General features: G+C 62.6%; 19 protein-coding genes. All 19 read left to right on the top strand.

All coding sequences use genetic code 11. The annotated features are described in order from the left end of the window. The first annotated feature begins 2 nt into the window (after positions 1-2). The 19 genes from fliE (at position 3) to flhA (ending at position 17,613) form a co-directional block, all read left to right on the top strand. Positions 3-335, top strand: coding sequence for a flagellar hook-basal body complex protein FliE (gene fliE, locus FS777_RS10910; protein WP_023533916.1), 333 nt, complete (start codon positions 3-5; stop codon positions 333-335). A 15-nt stretch (positions 336-350) separates the two neighbouring features. Continuing rightward, positions 351-2,129 (top strand): flagellar basal-body MS-ring/collar protein FliF, encoded by a 1,779-nt coding sequence (fliF, locus tag FS777_RS10905; RefSeq protein ID WP_100851995.1) that lies wholly within the window; start codon positions 351-353, stop codon positions 2,127-2,129. Further along, positions 2,122-3,141: a flagellar motor switch protein FliG gene (gene fliG, locus FS777_RS10900; protein ID WP_023533955.1), complete on the top strand. Its 1,020-nt coding sequence runs from the start codon at positions 2,122-2,124 to the stop codon at positions 3,139-3,141. The genes fliF and fliG overlap by 8 nt, the downstream gene beginning before the upstream one ends. A gap of 116 nt (positions 3,142-3,257) precedes the next feature. Then, positions 3,258-4,034, top strand: coding sequence for a flagellar assembly protein FliH (fliH, locus tag FS777_RS10895; RefSeq protein ID WP_078478885.1), 777 nt, complete (start codon positions 3,258-3,260; stop codon positions 4,032-4,034). Next, positions 4,024-5,379 (top strand): flagellar protein export ATPase FliI, encoded by a 1,356-nt coding sequence (fliI, locus tag FS777_RS10890; protein WP_058606068.1) that lies wholly within the window; start codon positions 4,024-4,026, stop codon positions 5,377-5,379. The genes fliH and fliI overlap by 11 nt, the downstream gene beginning before the upstream one ends. Positions 5,380-5,385: 6 nt before the next feature. Then, entirely contained in the window at positions 5,386-5,838 is a 453-nt protein-coding gene (fliJ, locus tag FS777_RS10885) for a flagellar export protein FliJ (protein WP_058639126.1), read from the top strand. 196 nt (positions 5,839-6,034) lie between these two features. Beyond that, the gene (locus FS777_RS10880) at positions 6,035-6,340 is read left to right on the top strand and encodes an STAS domain-containing protein (protein ID WP_058606070.1); all 306 of its coding nucleotides are present in this window, start codon (positions 6,035-6,037) and stop codon (positions 6,338-6,340) included. Between the two features lie 8 nt (positions 6,341-6,348). Further along, positions 6,349-8,040 carry a fused response regulator/phosphatase gene (locus tag FS777_RS10875; protein ID WP_145255421.1) on the top strand — a complete coding sequence of 564 codons (1,692 nt, stop codon included), beginning with the start codon at positions 6,349-6,351 and terminating at the stop codon, positions 8,038-8,040. 48 nt (positions 8,041-8,088) lie between these two features. Next, on the top strand, positions 8,089-8,436 hold the full coding sequence (locus FS777_RS10870; RefSeq protein WP_058639124.1) for an Hpt domain-containing protein: 348 nt from the start codon (positions 8,089-8,091) through the stop codon (positions 8,434-8,436). Positions 8,437-8,525: 89 nt separating this feature from the next. Further along, complete coding sequence (locus FS777_RS10865) at positions 8,526-9,767, top strand: flagellar hook-length control protein FliK (RefSeq protein WP_145255417.1); 1,242 nt, start codon at positions 8,526-8,528, stop codon at positions 9,765-9,767. A gap of 159 nt (positions 9,768-9,926) precedes the next feature. Further along, the gene (gene fliL, locus FS777_RS10860) at positions 9,927-10,424 is read left to right on the top strand and encodes a flagellar basal body-associated protein FliL (RefSeq protein WP_058606074.1); all 498 of its coding nucleotides are present in this window, start codon (positions 9,927-9,929) and stop codon (positions 10,422-10,424) included. Between the two features lie 9 nt (positions 10,425-10,433). Then, positions 10,434-11,402 (top strand): flagellar motor switch protein FliM, encoded by a 969-nt coding sequence (gene fliM / locus FS777_RS10855; protein ID WP_058639122.1) that lies wholly within the window; start codon positions 10,434-10,436, stop codon positions 11,400-11,402. A 42-nt stretch (positions 11,403-11,444) separates the two neighbouring features. Then, complete coding sequence (gene fliN / locus FS777_RS10850) at positions 11,445-11,909, top strand: flagellar motor switch protein FliN (RefSeq protein ID WP_023533974.1); 465 nt, start codon at positions 11,445-11,447, stop codon at positions 11,907-11,909. Next, positions 11,909-12,358: a flagellar biosynthetic protein FliO gene (gene fliO, locus FS777_RS10845; RefSeq protein ID WP_058639121.1), complete on the top strand. Its 450-nt coding sequence runs from the start codon at positions 11,909-11,911 to the stop codon at positions 12,356-12,358. The genes fliN and fliO overlap by 1 nt, the downstream gene beginning before the upstream one ends. Beyond that, on the top strand, positions 12,355-13,110 hold the full coding sequence (gene fliP / locus FS777_RS10840; protein ID WP_023533994.1) for a flagellar type III secretion system pore protein FliP: 756 nt from the start codon (positions 12,355-12,357) through the stop codon (positions 13,108-13,110). The genes fliO and fliP overlap by 4 nt, the downstream gene beginning before the upstream one ends. Before the next feature lie 21 nt (positions 13,111-13,131). Further along, entirely contained in the window at positions 13,132-13,401 is a 270-nt protein-coding gene (gene fliQ, locus FS777_RS10835; RefSeq protein WP_023533926.1) for a flagellar biosynthesis protein FliQ, read from the top strand. 7 nt (positions 13,402-13,408) lie between these two features. Continuing rightward, positions 13,409-14,185 (top strand): flagellar biosynthetic protein FliR, encoded by a 777-nt coding sequence (gene fliR / locus FS777_RS10830; RefSeq protein ID WP_058606076.1) that lies wholly within the window; start codon positions 13,409-13,411, stop codon positions 14,183-14,185. Continuing rightward, positions 14,186-15,328, top strand: a complete 1,143-nt coding sequence (gene flhB / locus FS777_RS10825) for a flagellar biosynthesis protein FlhB (protein ID WP_145255414.1) — start codon at positions 14,186-14,188, stop codon at positions 15,326-15,328. Positions 15,329-15,483: 155 nt separating this feature from the next. Continuing rightward, positions 15,484-17,613 (top strand): flagellar biosynthesis protein FlhA, encoded by a 2,130-nt coding sequence (gene flhA / locus FS777_RS10820; protein ID WP_058606080.1) that lies wholly within the window; start codon positions 15,484-15,486, stop codon positions 17,611-17,613. Positions 17,614-17,615 lie beyond the last annotated feature (2 nt).

The raw sequence follows: 17,615 nt of genomic DNA, 5'->3' as shown, positions 1-17,615 counted from the left end.
CCATGACCCAAGGTGTTGAATTCAATCGTCTGATGCTGGACATGCGCGCCATGCAGGCCGATGCCATGTCGCTGCCGAAAGTATCAGCCGCCCCTGAGCTGGCCCCAGGGCAAAGTACCTTTGCCGACATGCTGGGCCAGGCCATCGGCAAGGTGAATGACACCCAGCAGGCCTCTTCGCAGCTGGCGAACGCCTTCGAAATCGGCAAGACCGGGGTCGATCTCACCGACGTGATGATTGCTTCGCAGAAAGCCAGCGTTTCGATGCAGGCCTTGACCCAGGTACGCAACAAGCTCGTTCAGGCGTACCAGGACATCATGCAAATGCCGGTTTGAGGGCAGACGTAGACCATGGCTGAAGCAGTCGTCGACAACGCGCCCGCCAAGGGCGGCGCGCCAGCGCCCAAGGCCCCTCTGGTGCGCCTGGCGTTCCTGGAAAACATTGCGCAGATGCCCATGCTGCGTCAGATCGGCCTGATGGTCGGCCTGGCGGCCAGCGTGGCGATCGGCTTTGCCGTGGTGCTGTGGTCGCAGCAGCCGGACTACCGTCCGCTGTACCCGAGCCTGTCGGGCATGGACACCAAGCAGGTCATGGACACCCTGGCGGCGGCCGACATTGCCTACAACGTGGAACCCAATTCCGGGGCCCTGCTGGTCAAGGCTGACGATATCTCCCGCGCGCGCCTGAAGCTGGCGGCAGCGGGCGTGGCGCCTACCGACGGCAACGTCGGTTTCGAGCTGCTCGACAAGGAGCAGGGCCTGGGCACCAGCCAGTTCATGGAGGCCACGCGCTACCGCCGCAGCCTGGAAGGTGAACTGGCGCGCACCGTGTCGAGCCTGAACAACGTCAAGGGGGCGCGCGTGCACCTGGCCATTCCCAAGAGCTCGGTGTTCGTGCGCGACGAGCGTCGGCCCAGCGCATCGGTATTGGTCGAGCTCTATCCAGGTCGTGCGCTTGAGCCCGGTCAGGTAATGGCCATCGTCAACCTGGTGGCCACCAGTGTGCCGGAACTGGACAAGTCCCAGGTCACCGTGGTCGACCAGAAAGGCAACCTGCTGTCCGAACAGATCCAGGATTCTGCCCTGACCCAGGCCGGCAAGCAGTTCGACTACAGTCGCCGGATGGAAAGCATGCTGACCCAGCGCGTGCACAACATCCTGCAACCGGTGCTGGGCAACGACCGTTACAAGGCCGAAGTGTCCGCCGACCTGGACTTCAGTGCGGTCGAGTCCACCTCCGAGCAGTTCAACCCGGACCAACCGGCGCTGCGCAGTGAGCAGTCGGTCGACGAGCAGCGCGCCAGCAGCCAGGGCCCGCAAGGTGTGCCGGGCGCGCTGAGCAACCAGCCGCCGGGTGCTGCTTCGGCGCCACAGACCACGGGTGGCACCGCGGGTGCAGCAGGCGCCATTCAGCCTGGCCAGCCCTTGGTCGATGCCAATGGCCAGCAGATCATGGACCCAGCCACTGGCCAGCCGATGCTCGCGCCGTATCCGTCGGATAAACGCCAGCAGAGCACCAAGAACTTCGAGCTTGACCGCTCCATCAGCCACACGCGCCAGCAGCAGGGGCGCATGACACGCCTGTCCGTGGCGGTCGTGGTGGACGATCAGGTCAAGGTGGACGCCGCCACCGGGGAGACCACCCATGTGCCGTGGGCTGCCGAAGACCTCACGCGCTTCACCCGGCTGGTCCAGGACGCCGTTGGCTTCGATGCCAGCCGGGGCGACAGCGTGACCGTGATCAACGTGCCGTTTGCGCCAGACCGTGGCGAAGAGATTGCCGATATCGCGTTCTACCAGCAGCCCTGGTTCTGGGATATCGTCAAGCAAGTGCTGGGTGTGCTGTTCATCCTGGTGCTGGTGTTCGGTGTATTGCGTCCTGTGCTCAACAACCTGACAGGGGGTGGCAAGCAGCCTGCCCTGGAAAACGACATGGAGCTGGGCGGCATGATCGGTCTGGATGGCGAACTGGCCAACGACCGCGTCAGCCTGGGTGGCCCGACAAGCATTCTGCTGCCTAGCCCGACCGAGGGTTACGAGGCACAGCTCAACGCAATCAAAGGCCTTGTGGCCGAAGACCCGGGCCGTGTGGCCCAGGTCGTGAAAGACTGGATCAACGCCGATGAGTGATAACCGAGCCGTTACCGCCAAGCTGAGCCGCGTCGACAAGGCAGCCATCCTGCTGCTCTCGCTGGGTGAAACCGATGCCGCGCAGGTACTGCGCCACATGGGGCCCAAGGAAGTGCAGCGCGTGGGCGTGGCCATGGCGCAGATGGGCAACGTGCACCGTGACCAGGTCGAACAGGTGATGAGCGAGTTCGTCGAGGTGGTTGGCGATCAGACCAGCCTGGGCGTGGGCTCCGATGCGTACATTCGCAAGATGCTCAACCAGGCACTGGGCGAGGACAAAGCCAACGGCCTGGTCGACCGCATCCTGCTCGGTGGCAACACCAGTGGCCTGGACAGCCTCAAGTGGATGGAACCACGCGCCGTGGCCGACGTGATCCGCTACGAGCACCCGCAGATCCAGGCCATTGTCGTGGCTTACCTGGACCCTGACCAGGCCGGTGAGGTGCTGAGCAACTTCGACCACAAGGTTCGGCTGGACATCGTATTGCGCGTCTCATCGCTCAATACCGTGCAACCTGCTGCCCTCAAGGAGCTGAACCAGATTCTGGAGAAGCAGTTCTCCGGCAATTCCAACGCCGCGCGCACCACCCTGGGTGGCATCAAGCGTGCCGCTGACATCATGAACTTCCTCGACAGCTCGGTGGAAGGCGCCCTGATGGATTCGATCCGTGAAATCGACAGCGACCTGTCCGAGCAGATCGAAGATCTGATGTTCGTCTTCAACAACCTGGCCGATGTGGATGACCGGGGTATCCAGGCGTTGCTGCGCGAAGTGTCCTCCGACGTGCTGGTGGTGTCGCTCAAGGGCGCGGACGAGCGGGTCAAGGACAAGGTTTTCAAGAACATGTCCAAGCGGGCCTCGGAACTGCTGCGCGACGACCTCGAGGCCAAGGGCCCGGTCCGTGTCAGCGATGTCGAGACGGCCCAGAAGGAAATCCTCACCATCGCCCGTCGCATGGCCGAAGCCGGCGAAATCGTGCTCGGTGGCAAAGGTGCCGAGGAAATGATCTAAGCGGCGAGCCGCCAATGGGTCCGCGCAAGGCGATTGCGTCGCGCACGCAATCTGCCTTAGCGTGCAGTCTTCGACAGGCGGCATGGCGCCTGGCACCCTGACAGACAGGTTTTTGAATGTCGACCAAAGAACACCACCCCAGTGACCTGATCCGGGCCCGCGACCTTGAGGGCGTGGATGTCTGGACATTGCCCAGCTTCGACCCCCAGCCCGCGCCCGAGCCTGAGCCCGAACCGGTCGAGGTGGAGGAAGAAGTCGAGGAAGTGCCACTGGAGGAAGTCCATCCGCTGACCCTCGAAGAGCTGGAAGCCATTCGCCAGGAAGCCTATAACGAAGGCTTCGCCACAGGTGAGCGTGATGGTTTTCACAGCACCCAGCTCAAAGTGCGCCAAGAGGCCGACGAGGCCCTGAAGGCCAAGCTGGCCAGCCTGGAAAAGCTGATGACCCATTTGATGGAGCCTATCGCCGAGCAGGACACCCAGATCGAGAGAACCCTGGTGCACCTGGTGTCGCACATGGCGCGCCAGGTGATCGGCCGGGAACTCACGAGCGATTCCAGCCAGATCACCCAGGTGCTGCGCGAAGCCCTCAAGCGCCTGCCCATGGGTGCCGACAACATCCGTATCCACTTGAACCCGCAGGATTTCGAACTGGCCAAGGCCTTGCGCGAGCGCCACGAAGAACAATGGCGCCTGCTCGAAGACAGCACCCTGCTTCCCGGTGGCTGCCGTATCGAGACCGCCCATAGCCGTATCGATGCGACCATGGAAACCCGCATCGAGAAGACCGTCGCGCAGTTGTTCGACCAGATGCATGATCATGCGCTGCACCCGGCAGCGCCGGATGTGAGTGTTGACCTGGACGCGCCGGTGGAGAACCCCGATGCGCCTTGACCGTACCAGCTTCGCCAAGCGCCTGGGCAGCTATGCCGAGGCCATTGAGGTGCCGGCGCAACCGGTGGTCGAGGGGCGACTGCTGCGCATGGTGGGCCTGACCCTGGAAGCCGAGGGGCTCAGGGCGGCTGTGGGTAGCCGCTGCCTGGTGGTCAACGACGACAGCTACCACCCGGTACAGGTCGAGGCGGAGGTGATGGGGTTCTCCGGGTCGAAGGTGTTCCTCATGCCGGTTGGCAGCATTGTCGGCATCGCCCCCGGTGCCCGCGTGGTGCCGCTCGACGACGGTGGTCGGCTGCCCATGGGCATGAGCATGCTGGGGCGGGTGCTGGACGGCGCGGGCCGCGCACTGGACGGCAAGGGCGGCATGAAGGCCGAGGACTGGGTGCCGATGGACGGGCCGGTGATCAACCCGCTCAACCGCGACCCGATCAGCAAGCCGCTGGACGTGGGCATTCGCAGTATCAACGGCCTGCTCACCGTCGGGCGCGGCCAGCGCCTGGGCCTGTTCGCCGGTACCGGTGTGGGCAAGTCGGTGCTGCTAGGCATGATGACCCGCTTCACCGAAGCCGAAATCATCGTGGTCGGCCTGATTGGCGAACGTGGCCGCGAAGTGAAGGAATTCATCGAGCACATTCTCGGCGAGGAGGGGCTCAAGCGTTCTGTGGTGGTGGCTTCACCCGCGGACGATGCGCCCCTGATGCGCTTGCGGGCGGCCATGTACTGCACCCGTATTGCCGAGTACTTTCGCGACAAGGGCAAGAACGTGCTGCTGTTGATGGATTCGCTGACCCGCTTTGCCCAGGCGCAGCGGGAAATTGCCCTGGCCATCGGTGAGCCGCCCGCCACGCGCGGCTATCCGCCTTCGGTGTTCGCCAAGCTGCCCAAGCTGGTGGAGCGAGCTGGCAATGGTGAGCCGGGTGGCGGCTCGATCACGGCGTTTTATACGGTACTGTCCGAGGGGGACGATCAGCAGGACCCGATCGCCGACTCGGCGCGGGGGGTGCTGGACGGCCACTTCGTGCTGTCGCGACGGCTGGCCGAGGAGGGCCATTACCCGGCAATCGACATCGAAGCGTCCATCAGCCGGGTGATGCCCCAGGTGGTCGATGCCGACCACCTTCGCCAGGCGCAGAAATTCAAGCAGCTCTGGTCTCGGCTGTCCCAGAGCCGCGACCTGATCAGCGTGGGTGCCTACGTGGCGGGCGGGGACCCCGAGACCGACCTTGCCATCGCGCTGCAGGCCAGGCTGGTGGAATTTCTGCGTCAAGGGCTGCGTGAAAACGTGAGCATGGCGCAAAGCCGCGACCAACTGGGGGCGATCTTCACGCCCCCGGCGGGCTGATAGGCCATGGCACTGCCCGGACGTGCGGCGCGCCTGGCTCCCGTGGTGGACATGGCCGAGGAAGCCGAGCGCAAGGCGGCCCAGCGTCTGGGGCACTTCCAGCAGCAGGTGGCCACGGCCCAGGCCAAGCTGACGGAGCTGGAGCGCTTTCGCGAGGATTATCAACAGCAGTGGCTCAACCGGGGTGGCCAGGGTGTCGACGGGAACTGGCTGGTCAACTACCAGCGCTTTCTCGGCCAGCTGGAAACGGCCATGACCCAACAGCGCCAGAGCCTCACCTGGCACCAGAACAACCTCGCCAACGCCCGCGACACCTGGCAGCAGGCGTATGCGCGGGTAGAGGGCCTGCGCAAGCTGGTGCAACGCTATATGGACGAGGCTCGGCGCGCCGAGGACAAGCGCGAGCAGCGCCTGCTCGACGAATTGTCCCAGCGGCTGCCGCGGCAGGGGCCGCTGTAGCGGGGAAGTCTTGGGGCCGCTGTGCGGCCCCAGCGATCTATGCTGAGCGCCTAAGATCCGCGGGGGCTAAGCACCCAACACGGCCCTGCGCCATGCCTGTCAATCTACACCACTTCCCTCACCCGCTTGCCCCCTCGCGCCATGACTGCTACACCTTCATGGAGCCGCATCCGCCATCATCGAAGGAATCGCTAGCATGGCAGTGGAAACCGATGTCTCGCAGGACGGTAAAAAGCTGACGATCAAGATCAAGGGACGTTTCGATTTCGGCAAGCACCAGGCCTTTCGCGAGGCCTACGAACGCCAGCCAAGCCGCCCTGACGCGGTCATCGTCGACTTGCAGGAGGTGACCTACCTCGACAGCTCGGCATTGGGCATGCTCCTGCTGTTGCGCGATCATGTCGGCGGGGACGCGGCGGATGTGCGGGTCGTCCATGCCAATTGCGATGTACGCAAGATCCTCGCCATCTCCAATTTCGACAAGCTCTTCGACATCAGTTGAGCGCGCCGATGGCTGATGAGCTTGGGTTGACCGTGCTGGTGGCTGAAGATGGCGCGGCCGATCGCCTGCTGTTGGCACAGATCGTCAGGCGCCAAGGGCATCAAGTGTTCACGGTGGAAAATGGCCAGCAAGCCGTGGACGTGTTCAAGGCACAACGCCCACAGCTGGTGCTGCTCGATGCGCTGATGCCGGTCATGGACGGCTTCGAGGCGGCGCGGCAGATCAAGGCCTTGGCTGGCGAAGCCCTGGTGCCCATCATTTTTCTCACGGCACTCAACGAAGAGCAGGCCCTGGTGCGGTGCCTGGAAGCCGGTGGTGATGATTTTCTGCCCAAGCCCTACAGCGCAGTCATTCTGGCAGCCAAGATTCGGGCCATGGACCGGCTGAGGCGGCTTCAGGCCACAGTGCTGGACCAGCGCGACCAGATAGCACGGCACCACCACCACTTGCTCAATGAACAGCGGGTGGCCAAAGCCGTGTTCGACAAGGTTGCCCATTCCGGCTGTCTGGATGCACCGAACATCCGCTTTTTACAATCGCCGTACGCGCTGTTCAACGGCGACCTGATGCTGGCCGCGCTCACGCCGTCCGGGGACATGCGCGTGCTGCTGGGGGATTTCACCGGGCACGGGCTGCCGGCTGCCGTGGGAGCCATGCCATTGGCTGAAGTGTTCTACGGCATGACGGCCAAGGGTTATGGCATGGCGCAAGTTTTGCGAGAGATGAATGCCAAGCTCAAGCGCATCCTGCCTGGCGACATGTTCTGCTGCGCACTGCTGGTCAACCTGAGCATGCAGCGCGGCGCAGTGGAGGTGTGGAATGGTGGCATGCCCGATGGCTTCGTGCTGGCTGCTGAGGGCCAGGTGTTGTCTGCGTTGAGTTCCCGGCACTTGCCGCTGGGGGTTCTGAGTGCCGAGCAATTCGACGACCAGACCGAAGTCTGGCCGCTGGCGCCGGGCGAGCGCCTGCTGTTGATGTCCGATGGGGTGCTGGAAACCGCCGACGATCAGGAGCGTTTGTTCGGGGAGCAACGCCTGCGGGCAGTACTGGCAGACAATCGCGATCCCGCGCTGTTGTTCGACGAGCTGCTCGACGCGCTGCAACGCTTCGGTGGGCCGGCGCGTGACGATGTCAGCTTGTGTGAGATACGCATGCTGGGTGCGCAGTTGCCGCAGCCCATGCCGGTGTTGCCTCCGGACCTGGGCCGCTGTAGCGCCATGGACTGGTCGCTCAGTTTCGATGTGAGGGGCGAAAGTCTGCGCCGTTTCAACCCGGTGCCCTACCTGGTGCAGTTGTTGCAGGAAATACACGACCTGCGTACATCGGCCGGCACCCTCTACAGTGTGCTGAGCGAACTGTATTCCAATGCGCTTGAACATGGCGTGCTGGGGCTGGACGCTCGGCTCAAATGCGACGCGCCAGGCTTTGCCGATTACTATCAGGAGCGAGCCAGGCGCTTGCAGGTGATCGAGGAAGGTTACGTGCGCATCGATCTTGCAGTTGAACCGCTTGCCGCTGGTGGGCGTCTGAAAGTGGAGGTCAGGGACAGCGGCGATGGGTTCGACGTGCAGCAGGTGCTTGCGCAGCCGTTGCCAGAGCGAGGCCTCAGTGGCCGAGGACTGGCATTGGTCAGGCGCCTGTCTACGGTGGCGCGCTGGACAGAGGGCGGGCGCTGTGCGCACGTTGATTTCATCTGGTGAGTCCGCGTCGGGCTCTGCCATAATCTGACTTGATCAAGGAGCGAACAAGTGGCTGACATGCATATCGACCACAAGGTACTCAGTGACCTGCGTGAAATCATGGAAGACGGCTATCTGCAGCTAGTGCAGACCTTCCTGGACGATTCTGAAAGGCGCCTTGGCCAACTTCACGCTGCCCGCAGCGCAGTTGAACTCGGCGCCGCCGCCCACAGTTTCAAAGGTAGCAGCAGCAACATGGGTGCCGTTGCGTTGGCAACCCTTTGCCAGGAACTCGAGGACAAGGCCCGCCATCCTCCGCTGCTGGGGATCGAAGACCTCATCAGCCGTATTGATGTGGAGTTTGCCGAAGTGCAGCGCTTCTACCGGGCCGAACATCGTCGTATATCGGCCGGTTAGCCCATGCGCTTACCGCCTCTGTATTAGTTGGCGCGAGTTTTGCTGAGTAATACCCGTGATCATTTTGTTTATGGCGCGGAGACTGCTCAATGCCTGTTGCATCCAACCCTTTGCTGCAAGCCAACATCAAGGCCGACGCATCCCGCTCTGCTAGCGCCACAGCCGGCAAACCCCAGCAGACACTGGGCGAGCAGGGCGATGGCTTCGGTCAGGTAATGGCCAAGCAGGGGCGTGACAAGGTTGCCGGTGCTGCAGACAAGCCTGCTGCGAGCAAGGCCGCTGACAAGGCTGAGGGGACCTCAAGCGGCAAAAGCAAGCCCGTTGACAAGCGCGCCGTTGCCGATGACGGCAATGGCTCGCCAACCGAGCAAGCTAGCCAGGCCGATACCGGCATGCGCGATGCCAGCCTGGTTGCCGGGCAGGTCACTGACGCGCAGCCTGGCGCCCAGTTGATCCAGGCCCAGGCCGAGGCAGTAGCGCCTGTCTTGCAGGCTGCCAATGACCAGCCGCCTTCCGAAAAAGCGCCTGACTTCGACCCTGCTGCCGATGCCCTGGCGAACCTGCCTACCCTGCGCCTGGCGCTGGAGCACAGTGCCCAGGCCAAGGGGGCCACCTCGGCCCATGCCGTAGACCCTGGCCAGCAGCAGGCTCAAGCTGCATCCGTCAATACCTTGGCGCAGGCGGGTCAGGGGGCCGAGGAAGCCTCCACCGACACCGGTGAAAAGGCCTTCGGCGCATTGCTCGAAGAAGGGTTGAAAGACACCAAGGGCGCGAGCAGCGATACCCGTATCGATGACTTCGCCAGCCGCCTGGCCAACCTCACCCAGGCCGCAACGGCCAAGACGGCCAACGCGGTGCCGGTGAACCCCAACCCGTTGCAGCAGCCGTTGTCGATGAACCAGAACGCGTGGACCGAGGGGCTGGTGAACCGGGTCATGTACCTGTCCAGCCAGAACCTCAAGTCGGCCGATATACAGCTCGAGCCTGCCGAGCTGGGGCGCTTGAACATCCGCGTCAACGTCGCCGCCGACCAGGCCACCCAGGTGACCTTCATCAGCGGCCACGTCGGTGTGCGCGATACGCTGGACAGCCAGGTGCACCGGCTGCGCGAACTCTTTGCCCAGCAGGGCCTGGCCCAGCCGGATGTCAATGTGGCCGACCAGTCGCGTGGTCAGCAGCAACACGGGCAGGCGGCGCAGGGGCAGGGGGGTAGTAGCCTGTCCGGCGTTGCTGCGCGGGCGGGTGAGGGTTCGGTCGACGCTGCCGAGCGGGAACGGCCTGCGGAGCAGCAGGTGGTGATCGGGGACAGCGCTGTGGATTATTACGCCTGAGGCGCATGTAGGGGCAGGGGCTACTAAACGGCCCCTCTGTTTTGTTCGTACGGCACTGCTGTAAGTCCCGGCATGCCTTGACGCACGCGTATTTGGCATAACACTTGCTCACCCCAAGCCATCTTCCCAGTTACTCCCGATGGACGACGGAATATTGGCATGGCGAATACCGAAGCAGTCAAAGACCCTGCCCCAAAAGGCAAACTCAAACTGATCCTCCTGGCCGTGGGTGGCCTGCTGGTGGCCGTGGGCATTTCCGTGGGCGCCACGTGGTTCATCATGCACAAGAGCGAGCCCGCCCCTGCTGAACAGGAAGGCGCCAGCACCACCAAGCCAGCGGCCATCTACGAAGCGCTTACGCCCGCGTTCGTGGTGAACTTCAACCAGAATGGTCGCCAGCGCTACATGCAGGTCAGCATCACCTTGCAGGGGCGCAATCAGGCTGACCTCGATGCCCTTAAAGTGCACATGCCGGTCATACGTAACAACCTGGTGATGATGTTCTCCGGGGTCGGCTTCGAGACCCTGGCCAGCAGCTCGGTCGGCCAGGAAATGCTGCGCCAGAAAGCGACCGTCGTGGTGCAGGAAGTTGCCCAGAAAGAAGTCGGCAAGCCTGTGATTGACCAGTTGCTGTTCACCAATTTCGTATTGCAGTAGGAGCACGCAATGGCCGTACAGGACCTGCTGTCCCAGGATGAGATCGATGCCCTGCTGCATGGCGTCGACGATGGCCTGGTGCAGACTGAAAGTGTATCCGAGCCCGGCAGTATCAAAAGCTATGACCTGACCAGTCAGGACCGTATTGTCCGGGGCCGCATGCCGACCTTGGAGATGATCAACGAGCGATTTGCCCGTTACACCCGCATCAGCATGTTCAACTTGCTGCGCCGCTCGGCCGATGTGGCCGTGGGCGGCGTGCAGGTGATGAAGTTCGGTGAGTACGTGCATTCGCTGTACGTGCCCACCAGCCTCAACCTGGTCAAGATCAAGCCGCTGCGCGGCACCTCGCTGTTCATCCTCGACGCCAAGCTGGTGTTCAAGCTGGTGGACAACTTTTTCGGCGGGGACGGCCGGCACGCCAAGATCGAAGGCCGCGAGTTCACCCCGACCGAGTTGCGCGTAGTGCGCATGGTGCTGGATCAGTGCTTCATCGACCTGAAGGAAGCCTGGCAGGCGATTATGGAGGTGAACTTCGAGTACATGAACTCCGAGGTCAACCCGGCCATGGCCAACATCGTCGGCCCCAGCGAGGCGGTGGTGGTGTCCACGTTCCATATCGAGCTCGACGGCGGCGGGGGCGACCTGCACGTGACCATGCCGTACTCGATGATCGAGCCGGTACGTGAAATGCTCGACGCCGGCTTCCAGTCCGACCTGGACGACCAGGACGAACGCTGGGTCAAGGCGCTGCGTGAGGACGTGCTTGATGTTGCCGTGCCGGTAACGGCCACGGTAGCCAGGCGTCAGCTCAAACTGCGGGATATCCTGCACATGCAGCCCGGGGACGTCATCCCGGTCGAGCTGCCCGAGCACCTTGTGCTGCGCGCCAACGGCGTGCCGGCATTCAAGGCGCGCCTGGGCTCGCACAAGGGCAACCTGGCGCTGCAGATCATCGACCCGGTCGAACGCCGCTGATGGCGGCCGCTCCCAACGAATTGAATGCCTGTCGAGGAAATCATGGCTAACGAAAACGAGATCACCTCTCCAGAGGACCAGGCGCTCGCCGATGAGTGGGCTGCTGCGCTGGAAGAAACCGGTGCGGCCGGCCAGGCCGACATCGATGCGCTGCTGGGCGATACCAGCCAGAATCAGGGGCCCGGTCGCTTGCCGATGGAAGAGTTCGCCAGCTCGCCCAAGCCCAATGCCAATGTCAGCCTCGAAGGCCCGAACCTGGATGTGATTCTCGACATCCCGGTGAGCATCTCGATGGAAGTGGGCAGCACCGAAATCAACATCCGCAACCTGCTGCAGCTCAACCAGGGTTCGGTGATCGAGCTGGACCGCCTGGCAGGCGAGCCCCTGGATGTGCTGGTCAATGGCACGCTGATCGCCCATGGCGAAGTGGTGGTGGTCAACGAGAAGTTCGGCATCCGCCTGACGGACGTGATCAGCCCCAGCGAACGCATCAAGAAGCTGCGTTGATGAAGGCCAGGGTGCGCGTCATCGCAGCGGCGGCCGCGGCACTGGCCAGCCAGGTATGCCTGGCCGCCGCCACGCCTGCCGCGACACCGGCCAACCCGCCAGGAAGCCTGGGCGGGCAACTGGCCCAGATGGTCTTCGGCCTGCTGCTGGTGGTCGGGCTGATCTTCCTGCTCGCCTGGCTGCTGCGCCGGATGCAAGGCTCGGCGGTCAAGGGCAGTCAGGTGATCGACATCATCGGCAGCCGCGCTATCGGGCCGCGTGATCGGCTGCTATTGGTGCAGGTGGGCAAGGAACAGATCCTCATTGGTCATACACCCGGCAGCATCGAAGCGTTGCACGTGCTGGCCGAGCCTGTGGATGTACCCCAGGGGGCTCGCCAGGCGACGCCTGAGTTCGCCCAGCGGCTAATGGAACTGATGGGCAAGGACCCTAAGGACAAGACCCGATGAGCGCAGCGCTGCGACTGTTGTTCACCCTGGCGCTGCTGTTGGCGGCGCCGTTGGCACTGGCTGCCGACCCGCTGTCGATTCCAGCCATCACCCTGTCCAACGGTACCGATGGGCAGCAGGAGTATTCGGTCAGCCTGCAGATCCTGTTGATCATGACGGCGCTGAGCTTCATTCCAGCGTTCGTCATCCTGATGACCAGCTTCACCCGGATCATCATCGTCTTTTCCATCCTGCGCCAGGCGCTGGGGCTGCAGCAGACGCCGTCGAACCAGATTCTGACCGGCATGGCGCTGTTCCTGACCCTGTTCATCATGGCGCCGGTGTTCGACCGCATCAACCAGACGGCCTTGCAGCCTTACCTGAACGAGCAGTTGACCGCCCAGCAGGCTATCGACCGTGCGCAGGGTCCGCTCAAGGACTTCATGCTGGCCCAGACTCGGCAGAGCGATCTGGACCTGTTCATGCGCCTGTCCAAGCGCACCGACATCGCCAGCCCCGACCAGGTGCCGCTGAGTATCCTGGTGCCGTCCTTCGTCACCTCGGAGCTCAAGACGGCCTTTCAGATCGGCTTCATGATCTTCATTCCGTTTCTGATCATCGACATGGTGGTGGCCAGCGTGCTCATGGCCATGGGCATGATGATGCTGTCGCCGCTGATCATCTCGTTGCCGTTCAAGATCATGCTGTTCGTGCTGGTCGATGGCTGGGCCTTGATCATGGGCACGCTGGCCAGCAGTTTCGGTGGTGTGTGACTTTGCCTGGGAGGGCCGTGCATGACGCCTGAAGTAGCCGTCGACCTGTTCCGCGACGCCCTGTGGCTGACCACGCTGATGGTCGCCGTGCTGGTGGTCCCCAGCCTGCTGGTGGGCCTGATCGTGGCCATGTTCCAGGCCGCCACCCAGATCAACGAGCAGACCCTGAGCTTTCTGCCGCGCCTGCTGGTGATGCTGATCACGCTGATCGTGGCCGGGCCGTGGCTGGTACAGAAGTTCATGGAGTACATCACTACCCTGTACACCAACATCCCCCAGCTCATCGGTTGATGCGCCGATGCTTGAGCTGACCGACACGCAAATCGGCACCTGGGTGGCCACCTTCATCCTGCCGCTGTTCAGGGTGACGGCGGTGCTGATGACCATGCCCATCTTCGGCACGCGCATGTTGCCGGCGCGGGTGCGCCTGTACGTTGCCGTGGCGATCACCGTGGTCATTGTGCCGGCGCTCCCGCCACTGCCGCCGTTCGATCCGTTGAGCCTCAAAGGGGCGCTGCTGTGTGCCGAGCAGATCATCGTCGGCACTATGTTCGGTCTGGCGTTGCAGTTGCTGTTCCAGGCCTTCGTGATCGCCGGGCAGATCGTGGCGGTACAGATGGGGATGGCATTCGCCTCGATGGTCGACCCTGGCAACGGGGTCAACGTCACGGTGATCAGTCAGTTCATGACCATGCTGGTGAGCGTGCTGTTTCTGCTGATGAACGGCCATCTGGTGGTGTTCGAAGTGTTGACCGAGAGCTTTACCACGCTCCCGGTGGGCAATGCCCTGGTGGTCACTCATTTTTGGGAGTTGGTGGGGCGCATGGCGTGGGTGTTCGGCGCCGGGCTGATATTGATCCTGCCGGTGATCGCAGCCTTGTTGGTCGTCAATATTGCCTTTGGCGTGATGACCCGTGCAGCGCCGCAGTTGAATATTTTTTCCATTGGTTTCCCGCTGACCTTGGTCATGGGCATGCTCATTTTCTGGATCGGCCTTGCCGATGTGTTGTCCCATTACCAGGCGTTGGCCAGCGAAACGCTGCTGTGGCTACGCGATTTGGCGAGGGCCGGTTGAATGGCGGAAAGCGAAAGCGGTCAGGACAAGACAGAGGAACCCACCGAGAAGCGCAAGCGCGATGCGCGGGAAAAAGGGGAGATCGCGCGCTCCAAGGAGCTGAACACTGTGTCGGTAACCCTGGCCGGTGCCGGTGGCGTCCTAGCCTTCGGCGGGTATCTGGCCGAGACCCTGCTGGAAATGATGCGCATGAACTTCAGCCTGACCCGCGAGATCATCGTCGATGAGCGGTCCATGGGGGCGTTCTTGCTCACCTCCGGTAAAATGGCCATCTGGGCCCTACAGCCGATTCTGATCCTTCTTTTCGTGATGTCTTTCGTTGCGCCGATCGTACTGGGCGGTTTCGTCTTCTCCGGCAGCTTGCTGCAACCTAAATTCAGCCGAATGAACCCGCTTTCTGGCATCAAGCGCATGTTCTCGATGCATGCCCTGACCGAGTTGCTCAAGGCGCTGGCCAAGTTCTTCGTGATCCTGGTGGTGGCCGTGGCGGTGCTCGCCAGCGACCGTCAAGCCCTGCTGTCAATCGCCAACGAACCGCTGGAGCAGGCGATCATCCACAGCTTGCAAGTGGTGGGGTGGAGCGCCCTGTGGATGTCGGCCGGGCTGTTGCTGATCGCCGCCGCCGACGCCCCGTTCCAGCTGTGGCAAACGCACAAGAAAATGAAGATGACCAAGCAGGAAGTGCGCGACGAGTACAAGGACAGCGAGGGCAAGCCCGAGGTCAAGCAGCGTATCCGGCAGTTGCAACGCGAGGTGTCGCAGCGGCGAATGATGGCGGCTGTGCCCCAGGCCGATGTGATCATCACCAACCCGACCCACTACGCCGTCGCCCTGCAGTACGATCCGGAGAACGGGAATTCGGCCCCCTTGCTGCTGGCCAAGGGCAGCGACTTCATGGCCTTGAAGATTCGCGAGATTGGCGCTGAGCACAACATCCAGATTCTTGAATCCGCCGCCCTGGCTCGGGCAATTTACTACTCCACCGAGGTGGAGCATGAAATTCCTGCCGGGCTGTACCTGGCGGTGGCCCAGGTGTTGGCGTACGTCTTTCAGATACGTCAGTACCACGCAGGGAAGGGCAAGCGGCCAGATCCGCTGAAGCCTGACTTGCCAATTCCACCCGATCTGCGCCGTGACAGCTGACATTGCGTAGCATGGTGAGTCCTTTTGCTGATACGCCTGCAAAAGGGGCGATACAAGCAATATAAATCCCCCACCAGACAAAGTTGGAAAGCTTCTTGCAATGGCAGCGCCAGTCGCCTGACAGGCGTCAAAGTTTTGCAAGAAGAGGACTCGCGGTGGATCGCACTCAGTTAATCAGCAACGCTCGCCATAACCTGGCCGGTCTCGGACGGGGCAACCTCGGCGTGCCGCTGTTGCTGCTGGTGATGCTGGCAATGATGATGTTGCCAATACCACCGTTCCTGCTCGACGTTTTCTTCACCTTCAACATCGCCTTGTCCATCGTGGTGCTGCTGGTCAGCGTGTACGCCTTGCGCCCGTTGGACTTTGCCGCATTCCCCACCATCCTGCTGGTGGCGACCTTGCTGCGACTGGCGCTGAACGTGGCGTCCACCCGCGTGGTCATGCTGCATGGCCAGGAAGGCCACGGCGCCGCGGGCATGGTGATCCAGGCCTTCGGCGATGTGGTCATCGGTGGCAACTACGTGGTCGGTGCGGTGGTCTTCGCCATCCTCATGATCATTAACTTCGTGGTGGTGACCAAGGGTGCGGGGCGTATCTCCGAGGTCAGCGCACGCTTCACCCTCGATGCAATGCCGGGCAAGCAGATGGCCATCGACGCCGACCTGAACGCCGGCCTGATCGACCAGGCGCAAGCCAAGGCGCGCCGCAGCGAAGTCGCCCAGGAGGCTGAGTTCTACGGTTCGATGGACGGTGCCAGCAAGTTCGTGCGCGGTGACGCCATCGCTGGCCTGCTGATCCTGTTCATCAACCTGATCGGTGGCATGCTGATCGGTATGTTGCAGCATGGCATGAGCTTCGGCGACGCCGGCAAGGTGTATGCCCTGTTGACCATTGGTGACGGTCTGGTGGCGCAGCTGCCCTCGCTGCTGCTCTCCACCGCCGCAGCCATCATGGTCACCCGTGCCTCGGGCTCGGAGGACATGGGCAAGCTGATCAACCGTCAGATGTTCGACTCGCCCCGGGCCCTGGCCGTGTCCGGCGCCATCATGATCGTCATGGGGCTGGTGCCGGGCATGCCGCACCTGGCGTTCCTGAGCCTGGGCCTGATGGCGGGCGGCGGCGCCTACCTGGTATGGAAGAAACAGCAAAAGACCAAGGTACAGGCCCAGCAGGAAGCGCAGCGCCAGCAAGAGCTGCTGCCGTCCCCGCAGCGGGCGGCCGAAACCAAGGAGCTGGGCTGGGACGATGTCACCCCGATCGACATGATCGGCCTGGAGGTCGGTTATCGCTTGATCCCATTGGTCGATCGCAACCAGGGCGGGCAGCTACTGGCGCGGATCAAGGGCGTGCGCAAGAAGCTGTCCCAGGACTTGGGCTTTCTCATGCCCACCGTGCACATCCGCGACAATCTTGACCTGCAGCCCAGTGCCTATCGCCTGACGTTGATGGGGGTAATCCTGGCTGAAGCAGAGATCTACCCGGACCGCGAGCTCGCCATCAACCCTGGGCAGGTGTTCGGCAGCCTCAACGGCATCGCGGCCCGCGACCCGGCCTTTGGCCTGGAGGCGGTGTGGATCGACGTCGGTCAGCGCTCGCAGGCTCAGTCGCTGGGCTATACCGTCGTTGACGCCAGTACGGTAGTGGCCACTCACCTCAACCAGATCCTGCAGAAGCATTGCCACGAGCTGATCGGTCACGAAGAAGTGCAGCAACTGTTGCAAGTCTTGTCCAAGGCGTCGCCCAAGCTGGCAGAAGAGTTGGTGCCGGGTGTCATTTCGCTGTCAGGCCTTCTCAAAGTCCTACAGGCTTTGTTGTCAGAACAGGTGCCAGTGCGCGATATTCGTAGCATTGCCGAATCCATCGCCAACAACGCGGCAAAGAGTCAAGATACCGCCGCTCTGGTCGCGGCGGTGCGCGTCGGATTGTGTCGCGCCATCGTGCAAAGCATTGTTGGCGTTGAGTCCGAGCTGCCTGTGATTACCTTGGAGCCCAGGTTGGAACAGATCTTGCTAAATAGTCTGCAGAGGGCCGGGCAAGGTCAGGAAGACGGAGTGCTTCTTGAACCAAGCATGGCCGAAAAGCTGCAGCGTTCACTGATCGAAGCCGCACAGCGCCAGGAGATGCAAGGCCAGCCGGCCATCCTCCTGGTGGCCGGCCCGATCCGCGCCATGCTGTCGCGTTTCGGTCGGCTGGCCGTACCGAATTTGCATGTGCTGGCGTATCAGGAAATACCGGACAACAAGCAAGTCACCATCGTTGCCACCGTGGGCCCTAATGGCTGAGG

It is taken from the genome of Pseudomonas sp. DE0157 (genome assembly GCF_007678615.1).
GTDB classification, from domain to species: Bacteria; Pseudomonadota; Gammaproteobacteria; order Pseudomonadales; family Pseudomonadaceae; genus Aquipseudomonas; species Aquipseudomonas parafulva_B.
This window is presented reverse-complemented; position numbering and strand designations above follow the sequence as displayed.

Excerpts from the sequence above, each read along its gene's own strand:
- fliL (WP_058606074.1), top strand. The coding sequence starts at position 9,927 with ATGGCGAATACCGAAGCAGTCAAAGACCCTGCCCCAAAAGGCAAACTC.
- FS777_RS10875 (WP_145255421.1), top strand. The coding sequence starts at position 6,349 with ATGGCTGATGAGCTTGGGTTGACCGTGCTGGTGGCTGAAGATGGCGCG.
- flhB (WP_145255414.1), top strand. The coding sequence starts at position 14,186 with ATGGCGGAAAGCGAAAGCGGTCAGGACAAGACAGAGGAACCCACCGAG.
- FS777_RS10865 (WP_145255417.1), top strand. The coding sequence starts at position 8,526 with ATGCCTGTTGCATCCAACCCTTTGCTGCAAGCCAACATCAAGGCCGAC.
- fliF (WP_100851995.1), top strand. The coding sequence starts at position 351 with ATGGCTGAAGCAGTCGTCGACAACGCGCCCGCCAAGGGCGGCGCGCCA.
- fliE (WP_023533916.1), top strand. The coding sequence starts at position 3 with ATGACCCAAGGTGTTGAATTCAATCGTCTGATGCTGGACATGCGCGCC.
- fliH (WP_078478885.1), top strand. The coding sequence starts at position 3,258 with ATGTCGACCAAAGAACACCACCCCAGTGACCTGATCCGGGCCCGCGAC.
- fliR (WP_058606076.1), top strand. The coding sequence starts at position 13,409 with ATGCTTGAGCTGACCGACACGCAAATCGGCACCTGGGTGGCCACCTTC.
- FS777_RS10880 (WP_058606070.1), top strand. The coding sequence starts at position 6,035 with ATGGCAGTGGAAACCGATGTCTCGCAGGACGGTAAAAAGCTGACGATC.
- fliM (WP_058639122.1), top strand. The coding sequence starts at position 10,434 with ATGGCCGTACAGGACCTGCTGTCCCAGGATGAGATCGATGCCCTGCTG.
- fliP (WP_023533994.1), top strand. The coding sequence starts at position 12,355 with ATGAGCGCAGCGCTGCGACTGTTGTTCACCCTGGCGCTGCTGTTGGCG.
- fliJ (WP_058639126.1), top strand. The coding sequence starts at position 5,386 with ATGGCACTGCCCGGACGTGCGGCGCGCCTGGCTCCCGTGGTGGACATG.
- fliQ (WP_023533926.1), top strand. The coding sequence starts at position 13,132 with ATGACGCCTGAAGTAGCCGTCGACCTGTTCCGCGACGCCCTGTGGCTG.
- fliG (WP_023533955.1), top strand. The coding sequence starts at position 2,122 with ATGAGTGATAACCGAGCCGTTACCGCCAAGCTGAGCCGCGTCGACAAG.
- fliI (WP_058606068.1), top strand. The coding sequence starts at position 4,024 with ATGCGCCTTGACCGTACCAGCTTCGCCAAGCGCCTGGGCAGCTATGCC.
- fliN (WP_023533974.1), top strand. The coding sequence starts at position 11,445 with ATGGCTAACGAAAACGAGATCACCTCTCCAGAGGACCAGGCGCTCGCC.
- fliO (WP_058639121.1), top strand. The coding sequence starts at position 11,909 with ATGAAGGCCAGGGTGCGCGTCATCGCAGCGGCGGCCGCGGCACTGGCC.